We start from the raw sequence: 17,399 nt of genomic DNA, 5'->3' as shown, positions 1-17,399 counted from the left end.
AACGGCTCAGCGGTGGAGAACGCGCGAAGATCGTGCCTGTGGAGACAGAGTGCTACTCGTCGAGCGCAAGCTCTTTCGGCAACTCGAACTCGCGCGTGGCGAGCTCTTCGACGTTGACGTCTTTGAAGGTGAGCACGCGCACCGACTTCACGAAGCGGTCGGCACGATAGACGTCCCAGACCCAGACGTCTTTCATCGTCAGCTCGAAGTAGAAGTCGTGCTCGGTGTCTCGGCGCACGAGTTCGACCTCGTTGGCGAGGTAGAACCGTCGCTCGGTCTCGACCACGTACTTGAACTGCGACACGATGTCGCGGTACTCCCGATACAGGGCCAGCTCGACCTCGCGGTCGTAGTCTTCGAACTCGTCCTCATCCATCGCACTCATCCTACGCTGAGGTCGAAGAGGGTCGGCGTCGGCACGACGCGATCGTGCAGCCAGGTGGTGCGGTGCAGCTCGCTCGCACCGTGCTCGGCGATGGCCTCGAAGTGCGCCCGACTCGAGTAGCCCTTGTTCTCGTCCCACGCGTACAGCGGGCGTTCGTCATGGGCGCGGCGCATGAATCGGTCGCGGTGCACTTTGGCGATGACGGATGCCGCGGCCACCGAAGCGCAGTCGCGGTCGGCCTTGATGCGGGTGACGACTCGAGCGCGCCGCTCGATCGACGCGCTCAGCCAGTCGTGGTTGCCGTCGAGCAGCAGCGGCACGTCGTCGACGAGCTCGTTGGCCGCCGAGAGCTCGGCGAAGGCTCGCGCGCCGGCGAGGCCGAGGCAGGCCATGATGCCGAGCTCGTCGATCTCGGCCGCGCTGGCGTTGCCCACCGCCGACGCCCGAACCCAGGCCGCGGCCCGCGGCGCCACCGCCTCACGGCGCGGCTCGCTGAGCAGCTTCGAGTCGCGCAGGCCTGCCGGCATCCGCCGGGCGGCCGAATCGATGAGCACGAGACCGATCGTGACCGGGCCGGCGAGCGCGCCGCGGCCCACCTCGTCGCACGCGAGCAGCATCGGGGCGTCGGCCAGCATCTCGCGCTCGACGCGAAGCGAGGGCACGGCTGCGGGCGCCATGTCAGTCGCCGGCCTCTTCGACCCCGTCGAAGGTCTCTGGGTAGTTGCCGAGCCATGCCCAGTGGTCGACCGGCCAGCTCACGACGAACGCACGGCCGACGACGTTGTCGATCGGCACGAAGCCCTTGAGCGGCGTGTCGCCGTTGTACCGGGAGTCTTTCGAGTTGTAGCGGTTGTCGCCCATGACCCAGAGCGAGCCCTTGGGAACCACGACGTCGAAGTCGTCGGCCGAGACCTTCGTGTCGCCGGGCGGCAGCGCGACGTAGGGTTCGTCGAGCGGCACGCCGTTGACGCTCATCTGACCGAGGGCGTTGCAGCAGACGACGTGGTCGCCGGGCAGGCCGATGAGGCGCTTGACGAGGTGGTCGTTCGAGTCGGGTGCCGAGAGCCCCACGAACGACATGAACCAGTCGACGGCGGCGACGAGCGGCGGCTGCTCGGGGTCTTCACGAGCCGGAAGCCACCCGCCCGGGTCTCTGAAGACGACGACGTCGCCGCGTTCGAGCGGCGTCACGTCGGGCACCAGCTGGTTGACGATGATGCGATCGTCTTGCACCAGCGTCTCCTCCATCGACTGCGACGGGATGAAGAACGATCTGATGAGGAACGTCTTGATGAGGAACGAGACCAGCACCGCCACCACGAAGATGACCAGCAGGTCTCGAAGGAACAGCAGCACGCTTCGTCGTCTGCTCGGCGTCGCCGAAACCGCGCGATCCGTTCGCGTGCCTGTGTCTTCGTCTGTCATTTAACCGCCCGAGCTCCCCACCCAGTCTAGGGGTGGGGAGCTCGGGAAGAGTTCGCGTCGACCGCGATCCGCAGAGCGGATCAGGCGTCGCGCTTCTCCTTGATCTTCGCCTTCTTGCCGCGGAGCTTGCGCAGGTAGTACAGCTTCGCACGACGCACGTCACCACGGGTGACGACCTCGATGTGATCGATCACGGGCGAGTGCACCGGGAACTTGCGCTCGACGCCGACCTGGAAGCTGACCTTGCGGACCGTGAAGGTCTCGCGGACGCCCTCGCCCTGGCGGCCGATGACGACGCCCTGGAAGACCTGGATGCGCGCGCGCGTGCCTTCGATGATGTTGACGTGCACCTTGACGGTGTCGCCGGGGCGGAAGTCGGGAACATCCGACCTCAGGCTCGCGGCGTCGACGTGGTCGAGAATGTGCATGGTGGTTCGCTCTCTGCGCCCGCAACCGGTCGAACGCGGATCATTGGATGGAAGTTCTGGTGCCGCCTCGCACGAGGAATCGTGCGTGCGCGCTCCCCGGAGGCAGAGACCTGCGGCGGCACAATCGTCTATTCTGCCATGCCGGAGCCCCAGCGACCAAAAAGCGATCGAAAGCCGGGTGACGGATGTCTCGTGCGCCCGTGTCCTCGCGCGGGTGAACGCTACTCGCGGACCTCGTGGATGATGATCACGTCGTCTCCCCCGTCGTCGAACGGCGGTCGCCGGGCGCCGGGCCCCGCCTGGCCGTTCGCGCCCGCCGCGCCGCCCTGCTGCTCACCGGCGAGCCGCTCGAACTCGGCCATCGAGGCCTTCATGCGGCTGGCGCCGTCGGTGACGAGCTGCCACAGGGCGACCCAGAACGCCGCGATGGCGAGCAGGATCGCGAGCACGCCGAAGGTCGTCGCGGACGCACCGTAGAAGCCGGTGCCGATGATCGAGAGCTGCCAGGCCGTGAGCACGCCGACGTCGATCCACGAGAGTGCGCGCTCTCGGCGCACGGTGGGCCGCACGTTCGTGAGGAGGGCCACGACGCCGAGCACGATGAAGGCGACGGGCACCACGATGACGAGCCCGAGCGTGCCCCAGCCACCGCCGCCGAAGATCGCCCAGCCCACCGCGAGCCACACCGGCAGCACGACGATCGAGATCAGCTGCCATCTGTAGAGTGCGCGCCGCAGGAGCATGTTCCAAGGGTATTCCGCCCCGGCTGTGCGCGCGCCGGGTGTTCACTCAGGGCGGAGCCGACAGAATGGACTCGTGATTGAACTTCGGACCCCTGCAGAGATCGAGGAGATGCGGCCCGCCGGCCGCTTCGTGGCGAGCGTGCTGGAGGCCACGTCGGCCGCCGCCGCGGTCGGAGTGAACCTGCTCGAACTCGACGCGCTCGCGCATGAGATGATCCGCAAAGCGGGCGCCGAGAGCTGCTATATCGACTACCACCCCTCGTTCGGCGCGAGCCCGTTCGGCAAGGTCATCTGCACCTCGGTCAACGACGCGGTGCTGCACGGGCTCCCCCACGACTACCGGCTGCGCGACGGCGACCTGCTGAGCCTCGACTTCGCAGCGTCGGTGAACGGATGGGTCGCCGACTCGGCGATCTCGATCGTCGTCGGCACGCCCCGCGACGAAGACCTGCGCCTCATCGACACGACCCGCCGGGCGCTCGACGCCGGCATCGCGGCAGCGCGCACGGGCAACCGCATCGGCGACGTCTCACGGGCGATCGCGGATGTCGCGAAGGCCGAGGGCTACTCGATCAACACCGACTTCGGCGGCCACGGCGTCGGTCGCACGATGCACGGCGACCCGCACATCCCGAACAACGGGCGCCCCGGTCGGGGTCTGCCGTTGAAGCCGGGTCTCGTGGTCGCGATCGAGCCGTGGTTCCTCGCGACCACCGATCGCATCTTCACCGATCCCGACGGATGGACCCTCCGCAGCGCCGACGGATCGCGCGGGGCGCACTCGGAGCACACGATCGCGATCACCGACGGCGACCCGATCGTGCTCACCCAGCGTTCCTGAAGCGCTCGCGCCTTCGGCTGAGCCCGCGCGAGGAAGTGCGCGAAGGGCTCAGCGCTCGAGTTCGACCTCGATCATGCCGCCGACGATCCGGGTGCGATAGGTCCGCAGCGCGAGCGCGCTGTCGGTGAAGCACTCCCCCGTGCCGAGGTCGTAGACCTCCTTGTGCAACGGCGATGCGATCGTCGGCCGGTCGCCTCGAGAGCCGAGGATGCCCCTGGCCATCACGGGTGCGCCCGTGTGCGGGTCGTGGTGGTCCACCGCGTACACCTCCTCCTCGTCGAGGCGGAGCAGGGCGACCTGCGTGCGCCCCAGCAGCGCGACCTCGCCCCAGCCCGGCTCGAGCTCGGCGACCTCGCACGTCGGCACCCACGTCGTGGTCGTCTCCATCGTCAGCGACATGCCGGCTCCTCTCACGTTCCTCCGAGGCTAGGTTCGGGGTGTTTCCCCCGCGGCATCCGCATGTTTCGGCGGTGTGAAACCGTCCTCACATCGCGCCTCGCCGCACGTGCGCCAGTGCACCGCTTCGGTTACCGCCCCGAAACAGGGCGGAAACCGGCCGGTCGTACGCTCGCCTCAATCGAGTCCCGGAGGCAGCCATGCACGCTCGCCTCAATCGAGTCCCGGAGGCAGCCATGCACGCTCGCCTCAATCGAGTCCCGGAGGCAGCCATGTGCTCGCCTCAATCGAGCCCCGGAGGCGGCCATGATCGAGAGCACCCAAGAGGATGTCGGCGTACGAGACGTCGTCATCATCGGCGGCGGACCCGCGGCGCACCGCCTCGCCGACAGCCTGCACGCCCGCGACACCGCCCGCGCACTGCGCGTCACGGTCGTCGGCGAGGAGCTGCACCATCCGTACGACCGGGTCGCGCTCAGCACGCGACTCGCGGATGGCGCGGCAGACCTGACGCTGCAGCCCTCGTCGATGTGGGACGACGAGCACATCCGGCTCGTCACCGGCGAGCGCGTCGTCGACGTCGACCGCGGCGCGCACACGGCGACCACTTCGAGCGGCCGTGCCCTGCACTGGGACGAACTCGTCTTCGCCACGGGCTCGAGCGCACCGGTGCCCGAGCTCCCGGGCAGCGAACTCGCCCGCGTCTACCGCACGATCGACGACGTCGACGCCCTCGTGGCCGAGACCCGCGAGCTCGCGGTGCGTCGTGGCCGCCCCGCGCAGGTGGTGGTCGCCGGGGGCGGCCTGCTCGGGCTCGAGGCCGCGGGCGGCCTCGCCAAGCTCGGCGCGCACACCGCGGTCGTGCATTCGGGCGGCTGGCTCATGTCGGCCCAGCTCGACGAAGGCGCGGGGCGCGCGCTCGGCCGCATCATCGCAAGCCAGGGCATCGGCCTGCACCTCGGCACCCGACCGGCCGCCGTGCTGGCCGAGGGCGACGCCGTCGTCGGCGTCGAATTGACCAACGGGCGCCGCATCGACGCCGACCTCGTGATCTTCGCGATCGGCATCAGCCCTCGCGACGAGCTGGCGCGCGACCTCGGGCTCGAGCTCGGCCCGCGCGGCGGCATCGCGATCAGCACGGCGTGCGCGACATCCGCCGCCCATGTCTGGGCGATCGGCGAGGTCGCGAGCTTCGACGGCCGCTGCACCGGGCTCGTCGCCCCCGCCAACGCGATGGCCGAGGTCGTGGCCGATCGACTGCTCGGCGGCGCCGCGGAGTTCACGAGCGTCGACGACGCGACGAAGCTGAAGCTCTCGGGCGTCGACGTCGCGAGCTTCGGCGACGCGCTCGCGCGCTCCGAGCAGGCGCTCGAGATCGTCTACGCCGACCCGGCACGCGGCCTGTACCAGAAGCTCGTGGTCACCTCCGATGCGAAGACGCTCCTCGGCGGCATCTTCGTCGGCGACGCCTCGCCGTACGCGTCGCTGCGCCCCCTGCTCGGCACGCAGCTCTCGAGCGAGCCGGCAGCGTACCTCTCGGCGTCGGGCATGGAGGCGCCGGGCGGCGACGAGCTGCCCGCCGCAGCGCTCGTCTGTGCGTGCAACAACGTGAGCGCTGGCACCATCCGCGACGCCGTCGGCGGCGCCCACGCCGATCACGCGGAGGGGTGCGCCGAGCTCGGGGCCCTGAAGGCCTGCACCCGGGCCGGCATGCAGTGCGGCTCGTGCGTGCCCCTCGTGAAGAAGCTGCTCGAGTCGGAGCTGAAGAAGTCGGGCATCACGCCCTCGCGTGCGCTCTGCGAGCACTTCGCGCTCTCGCGCCAGGAGCTCTTCGAGTCGGTGCGCGTGCTCGAGCTCACGTCATTCGACGAGATCGTCGCTCGGTTCGGCACCGGCCGCGGCTGCGACGTCTGCAAGCCCGTCGTCGGGTCGATCCTCGCGACGCAGCACGGCTCGTACATCCTCGACGGCGGCCGCGGCGGCCTGCAGGACACGAACGACCGCGCCATGGCGAACATGCAGAAGGACGGTACCTACTCGGTCGTGCCCCGCATCCCCGCGGGCGAGATCACGCCGCAGAAGCTCGCCGTGATCGCGCGGGTCGCGACGGACTTCGGGCTGTACACGAAGATCACGGGCGGCCAGCGCATCGACCTCTTCGGCGCACGGCTCGACCAGCTCCCCGAGATCTGGAGGCAGCTCGTCGATGCCGGATTCGAGTCGGGCCAGGCCTACGGCAAGGCACTGCGCAACGTGAAGAGCTGCGTCGGCTCGACCTGGTGCCGCTACGGCGTGCAGGACTCGGTGGCGATGGCCGTGCAGCTGGAGCTGCGATACCGCGGCCTCCGATCGCCGCACAAGCTGAAGTTCGGCGTCTCGGGTTGCGCCCGCGAGTGCGCCGAGGCGAGGGCGAAGGATGTCGGCGTGATCGCGACCGACCAGGGCTGGAACATGTACGTCGGCGGCAACGGCGGCTTCCAGCCCTCGCACGCCCAGTTGCTCGCGAGCGACCTCGACGACGAGACGCTCCTCCGCTACATCGACCGCTACATCATGTACTACGTGCGCACCGCCGACCGGCTGCAGCGCACGGCGCGATGGATCGAGGACCTCGAGGGCGGCGTCGACCACGTGCGCGACGTCGTCGTGCACGACTCGCTCGGCCTCGCCGACGAACTCGAGCAGGCGATGGCCGCCCACGTCGACACCTATGAAGACGAGTGGGCGGCGACCCTCGCAGACCCCGAACGGCTGCGGCGCTTCCGTTCCTTCGTGAACGCGCCGAACGTGCCCGACCCCACGATCGCGCGGGTGCCCGAGCGAGAGCAGTTCCGCCCGGCCACGGCCGACGAGCGCGAGCGCGGCGACGCCGTGCTCGTCTCGGGGCCCAGCATCCCGGTGCGCGGAGCCGGCGCATGACCGGCCGGGTCACGTTGGTCGGCGGCGGCCCCGGCCGGGAGGACCTGCTGACGCTCGCCGCGGCACGCGCCCTCGGCGACGCCGACGTCGTGCTCTTCGACCGGCTCGCCCCGCACGGACGCCTGCGTGAACTGGCTCCCGGTGCCGAGCTCGTCGACGTCGGCAAGCGACCCGGCCACCACGCAGTTCCGCAGCACGAGATCGAGGCGCTCCTCGTCTCGCATGCGCTCGCCGGCCGGCACGTCGTGCGGTTGAAGGGCGGGGACCCCTACGTGCTCGGTCGCGGCGGCGAGGAGGTGCTCGCCTGCCACGCTGCGGGCGTTCCCGTCGAGGTGATCCCCGGGGTCACGAGTGCCGTGGCGGTTCCCGGCGCTGCCGGCATCCCGCTCACGCACCGCGGCATCAGCCATCTGTTCACCGTGGTCTCCGGCCATGCGCCGCTCACCGAGCCGGAACTGGAGCACCTCGCCGGGCTCGGCGGCACGATCGTCGTGCTCATGGGCGTGAACTCGCTGCCCTCGCTGACCGCGGGTCTCGCCAGGTACGGCATGTCGTCGCAGATGCCCGTCGCGATCATCGAGCGGGGCTTCGGCAGCGACCAGCGCACGACGATCGCCGACCTCGCCGGCATCGTCGTCGCGGCCGGCCGAGCACGCGTCGCCTCCCCGGCCGTCGTCGTGATCGGCGAGGTCGTGCGACTCGCCCACGACGGCGACGCCGGCGCGGCCGAGCTCATGCAGCGGGCTGCGGCGGTCGGCGCATGACCGACCTCATCGAGCTCCCGCCCGGGTTCCGGCCCGACCAGCTCGAGGGCTTCCGCATCGGCGTCACGAGTGATCGACGATCGGGCGACCTCATCGACGCGCTCGTGCGTCGAGGAGCGCACGTGCTGCACGCGCCGACGCTCCGCATGGCGAACGCCGTCAGCGACGACCCCGTCATCGCCGACACCCGCGCGATGATCGAGGCCCGTCCCGACGTGCTGCTCGCCACGACCGCCTACGGGGTGCGCCGCTGGTTCGAGGTCGCCGACGCCGCCGGGCTCGGCGAGGATCTCGTCGACGCGCTCTCCGACACGGCGATCCTCGTGCGCGGGCCGAAGGCGCGCGGAGGCATCCGTGCCGCCGGACTGAACGACGTCGGGATGAGCGCCGAGGAGACGACCGAGTCGCTCATCGACGAGGTGCTCGCCACCAGGCCGGCGGGCCTCACGGTCGCCGTGCAGCTGCACGGGTTCCTGAACCCGTCGCAGCTCGATCGCCTGCGCGACGCCCACGACCGCGTGCTGACCGTCGAACCGTACCGCTGGATCGAGCCCGACGAGACCGATGAGCGGGTCGACCGGCTCATCGAAGCCGCCTGCACCGGCGGGCTCGACTGCATCACGTTCACGAGCGCGCCCGCGGTGCACGCGCTCTTCGCCGCGGCCGAGGTGCGCGGCCGGCTCGAAGACCTCATCGACGCGATGTGCGGACCGGTCGTGGCGGCGGCCGTCGGGCCCGTCACCGCGGCGCCGCTCATCGCGGCGGGCATCGCGCCGATCCAGCCCGAGCGATTCCGCATGGGGGCGCTCATCAGGCTGGTCTGCGAGCACCTCGAATCGGAGCGGGTGCTGCGGCTCGACACTCGCCACGGGCCGCTCGAACTCCGCGGCTCGGTCGTCGACGTCGATGATCGGCGAGTCGCGCTCGCGCCCGTCGCCCTCATGATCCTCCGCGCGCTCGTGCTCGGGCGAGGCTCCGTCGTGGCTCGCGACCGGCTCACCGCCGCGCTGCCGGGCACCGACGACGAGCACGCCCTCGAAGTGGCTCTCAGCCGCCTCCGTCAGACGCTCGGCGTGCCCGGTCTCATCGCCACGGTGGTCAAGCGCGGGTACCGGATCGATGTCTGACTCCCGCCTCACATGCCTTGCTGCACAGGGTGAGCAGGTGGAGACACAGGGTTTACGACCGGCACCCGCTGCGGAAACACGCCGCGAATAGCGTCGAGCACGACACCAGCTCGACCCGCGACCGACCATCCCCGGAGGCACCGATGACCGACACCGTGAACGCAGCTCCCCCGCCCGTCACCGCATCGCCGGGCATCGATCCACACTCGATGCCGCCGTCGACGTCGGCGGCGCCGCCCCTCGCGCTCCGGCCCGGCCGCTGGATCGAGAACTGGGACCCCGAGGACCACGCCCAGTGGGAGTCGCAGGGTCGGGTGATCGCCCGCCGCAACCTGCGCTGGTCGATCTTCGCCGAGTTCCTCGGCTTCGTCGTCTGGCAGCTCTGGTCGATCGTCGCCGTCACGCTTCCGGCCGCCGGCTTCGACCTCTCGACCGGTGAGATCTTCTGGCTCATCTCGATCCCGAGCCTCGTCGGTGCGACGCTGCGCATCCCCTACTCGTTCCTCGTGCCGCGGTTCGGCGGGCGCAACTGGACGATCATCTCGGCCGGTCTCCTCCTCATCCCCGCGATCCTCCTCGCGATCGTCGTCGGCAACCCCGAGACGCCGTTCGGCGTGCTTCTGCTCGTGGCCGCGCTCGCGGGCTTCGGCGGCGGCAACTTCGCGAGCTCGATGTCGAACATCACGTTCTTCTTCCCGCAGCGGGAGAAGGGCTGGGCGCTCGGGCTGAACGCAGCGGGCGGCAACCTCGGGGCATCCGTCGCCCAGTTCGTCGTGCCGATCGTCGTCACGATCGGTGCGGGCGCCGCGCTGAACCTTCCGCTCGCGGGCTGGATCTGGGTGCCGCTGATCCTCGTCGCGATGATCGGCGCCGCGCGCCGCATGCACAACATCTCGAACGCGAAAGCCGACTTCGCGGGCTCGGCGGCTGCGCTGCGCGAACCGCACCTCTGGGTGCTCTCGCTGCTCTACATCGGCACGTTCGGCTCGTTCATCGGCTTCGCGAGCGTCTTCCCGAAGCTCATCGCCGACCAGTTCCCCGAGTTCGCGACCGTGCCGATCGGCGGCGCCTCGATCACCCTGGCGTTCCTCGGTGCGCTGGTCGGCTCACTCGCCCGTCCGTACGGCGGGCGCCTCTCCGACCGCTTCGGCGGGGCGCGCATCACGATGCTCGCCTTCGCCGCGATGGGCACGATCACGGTCGGCGTGCTGCTCACGCTCCCGCTCGGCAACTTCTGGCTCTTCCTCGGATGCTTCCTGCTCCTGTTCGCCGCAGCGGGCATCGGCAACGGCTCGACCTATCGCATGGTGCCCGTGGTGTTCGCCGTGCGCGGCGGCGGGGCGGGAGCGGATGCGGGCGACGTGTCGACCCAGCGCAAGGCCGCCGCGGCACTCGGGCTGATCTCGGCGATCGGCGCGTACGGCGGCTTTCTCATTCCGCAGGTGCTGAACCTCTCGTACCAGACCACGGGCGGTTACGCCGGCGCCTTCCTGGGCTTCATCGCCGGGTACGTCGCGCTCCTCGTGCTCACCTACACCGTCTACGTGCGCTCCAGCCGTCTGCGCGACCACAAGATCTGAATCGAGTCCGGATGAGCAGCTCCGCCGACACGCACTGCCCGTACTGCGCGCTGCAGTGCGCCATGACCCTCACGACGGTGCAGGCTCCGGATGCCGCGGCGGCACCGGTGACCGTCGCAGGGCGGGACTTCCCGACCAACCGGGGCGGGCTCTGCAAGAAGGGCTGGACGTCGGCGGAGCTCCTCCGCGCTCCATCCCGTCTCGGCGCCCCGCTCGTGCGGCGCGCCGACGGCGTGTTGCGCGAGGCGGGCTGGGAGGAGGCGCTCGATCTCGTCGCGGCATCGCTCCGCGGCGTCCGACAGGCTCACGGACCCGACGCGGTCGGCGTCTTCGGCGGCGGCGGGCTCACGAACGAGAAGGCCTACCTGCTCGGCAAGTTCGCGCGGCTCGCGCTCGGCACGAGCCGCATCGACTACAACGGCCGCTACTGCATGTCGTCGGCAGCGGCAGCGGGCAATCGCGCGTTCGGAGTGGACCGCGGCCTGCCGTTCCCGCTCGACGACCTCGACGGCGCCGACACGATCCTGCTGCTCGGCACGAACGTCGCCGAGACGATGCCGCCGTTCATCGGCCACCTGGCAGGTGCGCAGGCCGCCGGCGGCCTCGTCGTGGTCGACCCGCGCCGCACCGCGACCGCCCGGCTCGCCGACGACGGCAGGGGCCTGCACCTGCAGCCGATGCCCGGCACCGACCTCGCACTCCTGCTGGGGCTCATCCACATCGTCATCGCCGAGCGGCTCGTCGACCTCGACTACGTCGCAGCGCGCACGACCGGGTTCGAGGCGATCCGCCGCGGTGTCGCGTCGTGGTGGCCCGAGCGCGTGCAGTCCGCGACCGGGGTGCCCGCGCTGACGCTGCGCCGCCTCGCGCGACGGCTCGCCTCGGGCGGGAACGTCTACATCCTGACGGGCCGCGGCGTCGAGCAGCACGTCGACGGCACCGACACGGCGACGGCCGCGATCAACCTCGCGCTGCTCCTCGGCCTGCCCGGGCGCATCGGCAGCGGCTACGGCACGCTCACCGGCCAGGGCAACGGCCAGGGCGGGCGCGAGCACGGCCAGAAGTGCGATCAGCTGCCCGGGTACCGCAAGATCACCGATCCCGAGGCTCGGGCGCACGTCGCGCGGGTGTGGGGGGTCGCGCCCGACGACCTTCCCGGTCCCGGCGTCCCGGCGGTCGAGCTCCTGCAGTCGCTCGGCGAACCCGGCGGCGTGCATGCGCTCCTCGTGCACGGATCGAACCTCGTCGTCTCGTCGCCGAACGTCGCGAACGTGCGCGAGCGGATCGCCGCGCTCGACCTCCTCGTCGTCTGCGACTTCTTCCTCTCCGAGACGGCGGCGCTCGCCGACGTCGTGCTGCCGATCACGCAGTGGGCCGAGGAGGAGGGCACGATGACCTCGCTCGAGGGCCGGGTCATCCGTCGCCGCCGTGCGATCACGCCGCCGGGCGGCGTGCGCGACGAACTCTGGATCCTCGCGGAGCTCGCCCGGCGCCTCGAGTGCACCGCGACCTTCGACGTCGACCCCGAGCTCGTCTTCGAGGAGCTGCGCCTCGCTTCGGAGGGCGGCATCGCCGACTACTCGGGCATCGACTACGCCATGCTCGACCGGGGCGACGCCGCGTACTGGCCGTATCCGCGCGGCGGCACGGGCACCCCGCGCCTCTTCGCCGACCGGTTCGCCCATCCCGACGGACTCGCACGGCTCGTGCCGGTCTCGGTGCGGGCGTCGGCGCACCCCGCGCCGCTCCCGGGCGAGCTCACGCTCGTGACCGGTCGCCTGCTCGAGCACTACCAGAGCGGCGCGCAGACGCGCCGGGTGCCCGAGCTCGCCGAGGCCCAGCCCGAGGCACGGGCCTCGCTGCATCCGTCGACCGCCGAACGCCTCGGAGTCGCCGACGGCGAGCTCGTCGAGCTCTCGAACGCGAGGGGAACGGTGCGCTGCCGGGCGCGGCTCACGACCGACATCCGGCCCGACGCCGTCTTCGTGCCGTTCCACTACGGCGACGAGCAGGCGGCGAACCTGCTGACGTCCGACGCGGTCGACCCCGTCTCGGCGATGCCCGAGTTCAAGACCAACCTCGTGCGGCTCGCACGCCTCGTCGAGCTGGAGGTGACGGCGTGAACCCGCAGCGGATCGTGCTCATCGGCTACGGCCCCGTCGGCGCGCGGTTCGTCGACGAACTGCTGCCGGCCGTCGCGAACGGCACCCTCGCGCTCACCGTCGTCGCCGGCGAAGACGTCGAGGCGTACAACCGCGTGCTCGTCGCCGAGTACGCCGTCGGGAACACCGGACTCGACGCGATGCTCGTGGGCGATCACGCGGCAGCGGAGGCGGCCGGCGCGCGCGTGCTGCTCGGCGTCGCGGCGACCTCGATCGACCGATCGGCGCGGATCGTGCACCTCGACTCCGGCGAAGCGCTCGAGTACGACCGGCTCGTGCTCGCGACCGGGTCGCGGGCGAACGTGCCGACCCTCGACGGGGTCGAACGCCACCGCCGCGACCTCGACTCGCTGCAGAAGTACGCGAAGCAGCTCGTCGCCCGCGACGACGCCCTGCCCGCGGGCATCACCGCACTCCGCGACCTCGCCGACGCCGAACGCGTGCTCGACGCCGTTCGGGCCCGCAAGCGCATCATCGTGCTCGGCGCTGGCGTGCTCGGCCTCGAACTCGCGCTCGCCGCCGCCCACGCCGGCGCCCAGGTCTGCGTCGTGCACCACGGCCCCCACCCGATGCCGCGCAACCTCGACCGCGGCGGCGGCCTCGTGCTGCGCGCGGCCCTGCGCCGATCGGGCGTCACCGTGGTCGCCCACAGCCGGGCGGAAGCCGTGGCGTTCCGCACCGACGACGACGGCGTGCGCCGCTTCGACATGGTCGTCACCGCCGACGGCAAGCAGCTGCGCGGCGACCTGCTCGTGCTCTCGTGCGGGGTGAGCCCCCGCAACGAGCTCGCGACGCTCGCGGGCCTCCGTACGGCCGTCGGCGTCGTCGTCGGCCCCGGCCTCGCGAGCTGGACGGATCCCGACGTGTACGCCATCGGCGATTGCGCGCAGGTCGTCGAGCGCACCGCGGAACTCGCCGGGCAGCGCGTGCTCCCCGGCGCTCCCTCCGGACTCATCGGGCCGGGCTGGAGGCAGGCGGAATGGCTCGCAGCGTCGTTTTCGACGACGGGACGCAGTCCCGCGGATGCCGCGGATGCCGCGGCGCCAGCCGAGCGCGACGCGATCGTGATGCTGAAGGCCGAGCACATCGACGTCGTCGCCGTCGGCGACATCTCGGCGGATCCGTGGGACGACGACGCCCTGCACCCCCGACGACGGGTCTCGCAGTGGGCCGATCCCGAGCACCTGCGCTACGTGAAGATGGTGACGGAGGACGGCGCACTCACGGGGTTCGTGAGCGTCGGGATGCCGCGCACCGCCGCCGAGCTCACCCTGCTGTTCGAGCGCCGCGGTGAGCTGCCGGCCGATCGATCGGTGCTGCTGCGGTTCGACGGCCCCGACTACGACCCGAGCACCGACGCCGACGCCTTCGCCCCGGCCGCAACCGTCTGCTGGTGCAACGGGGTCACCGTGGGACGCATCGAGGAGGCCGCCGCGTGCGGCGTCGCGACGGTCGAGGGCGTCGGCCGCGAGACCCGTGCGGGCACCGGCTGCGGCGGATGCAAGGGGCGCATCGCCGAGATCCTCGCCCGCGCGGCCGAGGCCGACGAGTCGCCGAGCGTCACCGCCTGAGCAGGCTCACGCCCGCTCGAGTCGTGCGGCGGCGACGTCTCGGTACCGATCGAGCACCAGCTCGACGAGCTGGCGAGGCGCCGCCTCGTCGGGGAGCAGGAGCGGCGCCGCGATCGCGTCGGCGCCGACGGATGCCGCGGTGTCGTAGAAGGTGCCGGGTGCCAGCAGGTAACTGCCGACCACCACCCGCACCCCTGGGTGCACCTCGCGGATCATCTCGATGGCGTCGTGCAATCGCGGAATCGCCGCGGCGATGAACCCGACGGTGACCGATCGGCCGAGTCGGTGCCCGAGGCGACGGGCGGTCTCGAAGCACTCGCGCACCGCGCGGGGGTCGTTGGAACCGGCCGCTGCGAGGACCACGGCGTCGGTGTCGGCGAGCTGGAGCCTGCCCAGCCGCTCGGCCAGCACGTCGACGATGCGGTCGTCGGGGCCGAGCTCGGCGGCGAGTCGCGTGCCCGTGCGCGAAACCGCTGCAGGGCCGCGCCCGTCGAGCCCGAGCGAGAGCCCGGTGCGCACGTGGAAGCCCGCGGAGAGCACGAGCGGCACGATGACCGCGCCCTCCTGGGCGTCGGGACCGAGGGCCGCCGCGACATCCGACCGGCTCGCGTCGACGAAGCTGATGGAGACGTCGAGATCGGGGCTCGCGGAGGCCACGCCGTCGACGAGCCGGATCACCGCCTCGCGGTTGGCGCTCGACGGCGCCCCGTGGGTGACGGCGACGAGCCTGAGCGGATGCGCCTCGATGTGCTCCGTCGCGGCGCCGACGACTTCCGACCCGACCATGTGCTGACCCGCGCTCTCCGGCGGGAACCGGTCTCACCCGCCGATTCGACGCTAGGGAGGGCGTGTTTCGCGCTCCGCTCCCACGTGTTTCCGGCAGGTGAAGAACGGCTCACGCCGAGGGCACCCGGTGAGCCTCGGTGCTGCTACTCGCCGAAGCGGCTGATGCCGGGCGAGCTTCCGGCGCTACTCGCCGAGGAGCTCGGGGCGCACGCGCCGCGTGCGCTCGATCTGCTGCTCGCGGCGCCACTCGGCGATCGCGCCGTGATTGCCCGAGAGCAGCACCGGGGGCACCTCGAGCCCGCGCCACGACGCCGGCTTGGTGTAGCTCGGGTACTCGAGCAGGCCGTCTTCGTGTGACTCCTCGACGAGGCTCTCGGGGTTGCCGACGACGCCCGGCACGAGCCGGCCGGCCGCCTCGATCATCGCCATGACGGCGACCTCGCCGCCGTTCAGCACGTAGTCGCCGAGGCTGATGAGTCGCACGCGCATGCGAGTCGCGTAATGGTCGACGACGCGCTGGTCGATGCCCTCGTAGCGGCCGCAGGCGAACACGAGGTGCTCTTCGGCGGCGAGTTCGCGGGCGATCTGCTGGGTGAACGGCTCGCCGGCGGGCGACGGCACGATGAGCAGGGCATCGGATGCCCCGTCGCCCACGATGCCGTCGATCGCCTCGCCCCACGGCTCGGGCTTCATGACCATGCCGGCGCCGCCGCCGTACGGGGTGTCGTCGACCGTGCGATGGCGGTCGTGGGTGGCGTCGCGCAGATCGTGCGCCGTCACCTCGATGAGGCCCGACTGCCGTGCCTTGCCGAGCAGCGACAGGTCGAGCACCGAGAAGAACTCGGGGAAGATCGTGACGATGTCGACGCGCATCGGCGGACTACTCGTCGCGGTCGGCCTCGGCGGGCGCTGCGGCATCCGTCTCGGCGGTCTCGACGGGAGCGACTGCAGGAGCGGCCTCGGCGGCCGGCTCGACCTCGGGCAGCTCTTCGAAGAGTCCCGGGGGCGGCGTCACGGTGACCGTGCCCGCCGCGAGATCGACCTCGGGCACGATGGCCGCGACGAACGGCACCATGACCTCGCCGCTGCCGGTCTTGACGATCAGCAGGTCTTGCGCGGGGAAGTGCTCGACGTGCGAGACCTCGCCCACCCGCTCGCCGTCGCGGACGACCGCGAGGCCGATGAGCTGGTGGTCGTACCAGGCGTCGTCTTCCTGCGCCTCTTCTTCGACGTGCGAGACCCAGAGGATCGCCTTGGCGAGGCCCTCGGCCTCGGTGCGGTCGTCGACGCCCTCGAAGAAGCCGACGGCGTGCCCGTTGTACCAGCGGAGCTCACGGAGCGTGATGCTCTTGCCGTGCCAGGGCGAGTCGCCCGGCACCTGCAGCGAGAACTCCGCGCCCGGCACGAAGCGACGGTCGGGGTCGTCGGTGTAGAGCTCGATCTTGATGGCGCCCTTCAGGCCGTGCGCCTTCAGCAGGCGCCCGACCCGGAGCTGTGTACCGGAAGTGTCGGCCACGTCAGTCGTCGGTGTCGACGACGTCGACGCGAACGCGGCGGCCGTCGGCGAGAGCGGTGACGAGCGTGCGGAGCGCCTTCGCGGTGCGGCCGGCTCGGCCGATCACGCGACCGAGGTCCTCGGGGTTCACATGAACCTCGAGGACCTCGCCACGTGCGCTCGACGCGGAGACGACCTTCACTTCGTCGGGGTGATCGACGATCCCCTTGACGAGGTGTTCGAGCGCGGACTGGAGCAAGGCTTTACGCCTCGTCTGCCGCGGTCTCGGCGGGAGCCTCTTCGACCTTGGCCGCAGGCTTCTCGGCCTTGGGCTTCAGCACGGGCTTCTTCTTCTCGTCGGCCACGAAGGCGGCCTTCGGCTCAGCGACCTGAACCGTCGAGACGGCGTTCTTGTCGCCCTTGAACTTGCCCCAGTCGCCCGTGAGCTTGAGGATCGCGGCGACCTGCTCGGTCGGCTGCGCGCCGACGGAGAGCCAGTACTGCGCACGGTCGGAGTCGACCTCGATGAACGAGGGGTTCTGGGTGGGGTGGTACTTGCCGATCTCCTCGATCACGCGACCGTCGCGCTTGGTGCGCGAGTCGGCGACGACGATGCGGTAGTACGGCGCACGGATCTTGCCGAGACGCTTGAGACGGATCTTGACAGCCACAATTCTCCTGAAATGTTGTGAGTTGGCGAACTGACAGCCGTGAGCGTGGGGTGCACACTCGGCGGAAGCTCAAAGGGGTTCTGCGCGCCTGATAGAGGGTCGGGCG

At 71.0% G+C, this 17,399-nt stretch carries 18 protein-coding genes; 7 read left to right on the top strand and 11 right to left on the bottom strand.

The genetic code is table 11. The annotated features are described in order from the left end of the window. Positions 1-52: 52 nt before the first annotated feature. From ACWGST_RS00750 to ACWGST_RS00730, 5 genes are all read right to left on the bottom strand, one after another. The gene (locus ACWGST_RS00750) at positions 53-376 is read right to left on the bottom strand and encodes a DUF2469 family protein (protein WP_022891843.1); all 324 of its coding nucleotides are present in this window, start codon (positions 374-376) and stop codon (positions 53-55) included. A 5-nt stretch (positions 377-381) separates the two neighbouring features. Further along, positions 382-1,062: a ribonuclease HII gene (locus ACWGST_RS00745; RefSeq protein WP_452044725.1), complete on the bottom strand. Its 681-nt coding sequence runs from the start codon at positions 1,060-1,062 to the stop codon at positions 382-384. 1 nt (position 1,063) lies between these two features. Continuing rightward, a complete protein-coding gene (gene lepB, locus ACWGST_RS00740) occupies positions 1,064-1,810 on the bottom strand; it encodes a signal peptidase I (RefSeq protein WP_452044724.1) in 747 nt (248 codons plus the stop codon). 80 nt (positions 1,811-1,890) lie between these two features. Continuing rightward, positions 1,891-2,238, bottom strand: coding sequence for a 50S ribosomal protein L19 (rplS, locus tag ACWGST_RS00735; protein WP_056009567.1), 348 nt, complete (start codon positions 2,236-2,238; stop codon positions 1,891-1,893). A gap of 221 nt (positions 2,239-2,459) precedes the next feature. Continuing rightward, a complete protein-coding gene (locus ACWGST_RS00730) occupies positions 2,460-2,981 on the bottom strand; it encodes a hypothetical protein (RefSeq protein ID WP_452044723.1) in 522 nt (173 codons plus the stop codon). A gap of 73 nt (positions 2,982-3,054) precedes the next feature. On the opposite strand from ACWGST_RS00730, the gene map reads away from it, so the two are divergent. Beyond that, a complete protein-coding gene (gene map, locus ACWGST_RS00725; RefSeq protein WP_452044722.1) occupies positions 3,055-3,822 on the top strand; it encodes a type I methionyl aminopeptidase in 768 nt (255 codons plus the stop codon). A 48-nt stretch (positions 3,823-3,870) separates the two neighbouring features. On the opposite strand, the gene nirD is transcribed toward map, so the two are convergent. Beyond that, the gene (nirD, locus tag ACWGST_RS00720) at positions 3,871-4,221 is read right to left on the bottom strand and encodes a nitrite reductase small subunit NirD (RefSeq protein WP_376923345.1); all 351 of its coding nucleotides are present in this window, start codon (positions 4,219-4,221) and stop codon (positions 3,871-3,873) included. 303 nt (positions 4,222-4,524) lie between these two features. On the opposite strand from nirD, the gene nirB reads away from it, so the two are divergent. From nirB to ACWGST_RS00690, 6 genes are all read left to right on the top strand, one after another. After that, the gene (nirB, locus tag ACWGST_RS00715) at positions 4,525-7,137 is read left to right on the top strand and encodes a nitrite reductase large subunit NirB (protein WP_452044721.1); all 2,613 of its coding nucleotides are present in this window, start codon (positions 4,525-4,527) and stop codon (positions 7,135-7,137) included. Continuing rightward, on the top strand, positions 7,134-7,901 hold the full coding sequence (cobA, locus tag ACWGST_RS00710; RefSeq protein ID WP_452044720.1) for a uroporphyrinogen-III C-methyltransferase: 768 nt from the start codon (positions 7,134-7,136) through the stop codon (positions 7,899-7,901). Before nirB ends, cobA begins: the two co-directional genes overlap by 4 nt. Then, on the top strand, positions 7,898-9,028 hold the full coding sequence (locus ACWGST_RS00705) for a uroporphyrinogen-III synthase (RefSeq protein WP_452044719.1): 1,131 nt from the start codon (positions 7,898-7,900) through the stop codon (positions 9,026-9,028). The genes cobA and ACWGST_RS00705 overlap by 4 nt, the downstream gene beginning before the upstream one ends. A gap of 143 nt (positions 9,029-9,171) precedes the next feature. Then, positions 9,172-10,608, top strand: coding sequence for an MFS transporter (locus ACWGST_RS00700; protein ID WP_452044718.1), 1,437 nt, complete (start codon positions 9,172-9,174; stop codon positions 10,606-10,608). 11 nt (positions 10,609-10,619) lie between these two features. Further along, entirely contained in the window at positions 10,620-12,731 is a 2,112-nt protein-coding gene (locus ACWGST_RS00695; RefSeq protein WP_452044717.1) for a molybdopterin oxidoreductase family protein, read from the top strand. Beyond that, the gene (locus tag ACWGST_RS00690; protein WP_452044716.1) at positions 12,728-14,341 is read left to right on the top strand and encodes an FAD-dependent oxidoreductase; all 1,614 of its coding nucleotides are present in this window, start codon (positions 12,728-12,730) and stop codon (positions 14,339-14,341) included. Before ACWGST_RS00695 ends, ACWGST_RS00690 begins: the two co-directional genes overlap by 4 nt. A 6-nt stretch (positions 14,342-14,347) precedes the next feature. Here ACWGST_RS00690 and ACWGST_RS00685 read toward each other — a convergent pair whose 3' ends face one another. The 5 genes from ACWGST_RS00685 to rpsP all read right to left on the bottom strand — a co-directional run bounded on the left by ACWGST_RS00685 (position 14,348) and on the right by rpsP (position 17,293). Continuing rightward, a complete protein-coding gene (locus ACWGST_RS00685) occupies positions 14,348-15,127 on the bottom strand; it encodes a sirohydrochlorin chelatase (RefSeq protein WP_452044715.1) in 780 nt (259 codons plus the stop codon). A 183-nt stretch (positions 15,128-15,310) separates the two neighbouring features. After that, positions 15,311-16,000 carry a tRNA (guanosine(37)-N1)-methyltransferase TrmD gene (gene trmD / locus ACWGST_RS00680; RefSeq protein WP_452044714.1) on the bottom strand — a complete coding sequence of 230 codons (690 nt, stop codon included), beginning with the start codon at positions 15,998-16,000 and terminating at the stop codon, positions 15,311-15,313. A gap of 7 nt (positions 16,001-16,007) precedes the next feature. Then, the gene (gene rimM / locus ACWGST_RS00675; protein WP_452044713.1) at positions 16,008-16,643 is read right to left on the bottom strand and encodes a ribosome maturation factor RimM; all 636 of its coding nucleotides are present in this window, start codon (positions 16,641-16,643) and stop codon (positions 16,008-16,010) included. Position 16,644: 1 nt separating this feature from the next. After that, positions 16,645-16,881, bottom strand: a complete 237-nt coding sequence (locus ACWGST_RS00670) for an RNA-binding protein (RefSeq protein ID WP_022891825.1) — start codon at positions 16,879-16,881, stop codon at positions 16,645-16,647. Positions 16,882-16,885: 4 nt separating this feature from the next. Then, positions 16,886-17,293, bottom strand: a complete 408-nt coding sequence (rpsP, locus tag ACWGST_RS00665; protein WP_375833741.1) for a 30S ribosomal protein S16 — start codon at positions 17,291-17,293, stop codon at positions 16,886-16,888. Between the last annotated feature and the right edge of the window lie 106 nt (positions 17,294-17,399).

Source organism: Agromyces sp. NPDC055520 (assembly GCF_053619715.1).
This window is presented reverse-complemented; position numbering and strand designations above follow the sequence as displayed.

Excerpts from the sequence above, each read along its gene's own strand:
- ACWGST_RS00750 (WP_022891843.1), bottom strand. The coding sequence starts at position 376 with ATGGATGAGGACGAGTTCGAAGACTACGACCGCGAGGTCGAGCTGGCC.
- ACWGST_RS00745 (WP_452044725.1), bottom strand. The coding sequence starts at position 1,062 with ATGGCGCCCGCAGCCGTGCCCTCGCTTCGCGTCGAGCGCGAGATGCTG.
- lepB (WP_452044724.1), bottom strand. The coding sequence starts at position 1,810 with ATGACAGACGAAGACACAGGCACGCGAACGGATCGCGCGGTTTCGGCG.
- rplS (WP_056009567.1), bottom strand. The coding sequence starts at position 2,238 with ATGCACATTCTCGACCACGTCGACGCCGCGAGCCTGAGGTCGGATGTT.
- ACWGST_RS00730 (WP_452044723.1), bottom strand. The coding sequence starts at position 2,981 with ATGCTCCTGCGGCGCGCACTCTACAGATGGCAGCTGATCTCGATCGTC.
- nirD (WP_376923345.1), bottom strand. The coding sequence starts at position 4,221 with ATGTCGCTGACGATGGAGACGACCACGACGTGGGTGCCGACGTGCGAG.
- nirB (WP_452044721.1), top strand. The coding sequence starts at position 4,525 with ATGATCGAGAGCACCCAAGAGGATGTCGGCGTACGAGACGTCGTCATC.
- cobA (WP_452044720.1), top strand. The coding sequence starts at position 7,134 with ATGACCGGCCGGGTCACGTTGGTCGGCGGCGGCCCCGGCCGGGAGGAC.
- ACWGST_RS00705 (WP_452044719.1), top strand. The coding sequence starts at position 7,898 with ATGACCGACCTCATCGAGCTCCCGCCCGGGTTCCGGCCCGACCAGCTC.
- ACWGST_RS00700 (WP_452044718.1), top strand. The coding sequence starts at position 9,172 with ATGACCGACACCGTGAACGCAGCTCCCCCGCCCGTCACCGCATCGCCG.
- ACWGST_RS00695 (WP_452044717.1), top strand. The coding sequence starts at position 10,620 with ATGAGCAGCTCCGCCGACACGCACTGCCCGTACTGCGCGCTGCAGTGC.
- ACWGST_RS00685 (WP_452044715.1), bottom strand. The coding sequence starts at position 15,127 with ATGGTCGGGTCGGAAGTCGTCGGCGCCGCGACGGAGCACATCGAGGCG.
- trmD (WP_452044714.1), bottom strand. The coding sequence starts at position 16,000 with ATGCGCGTCGACATCGTCACGATCTTCCCCGAGTTCTTCTCGGTGCTC.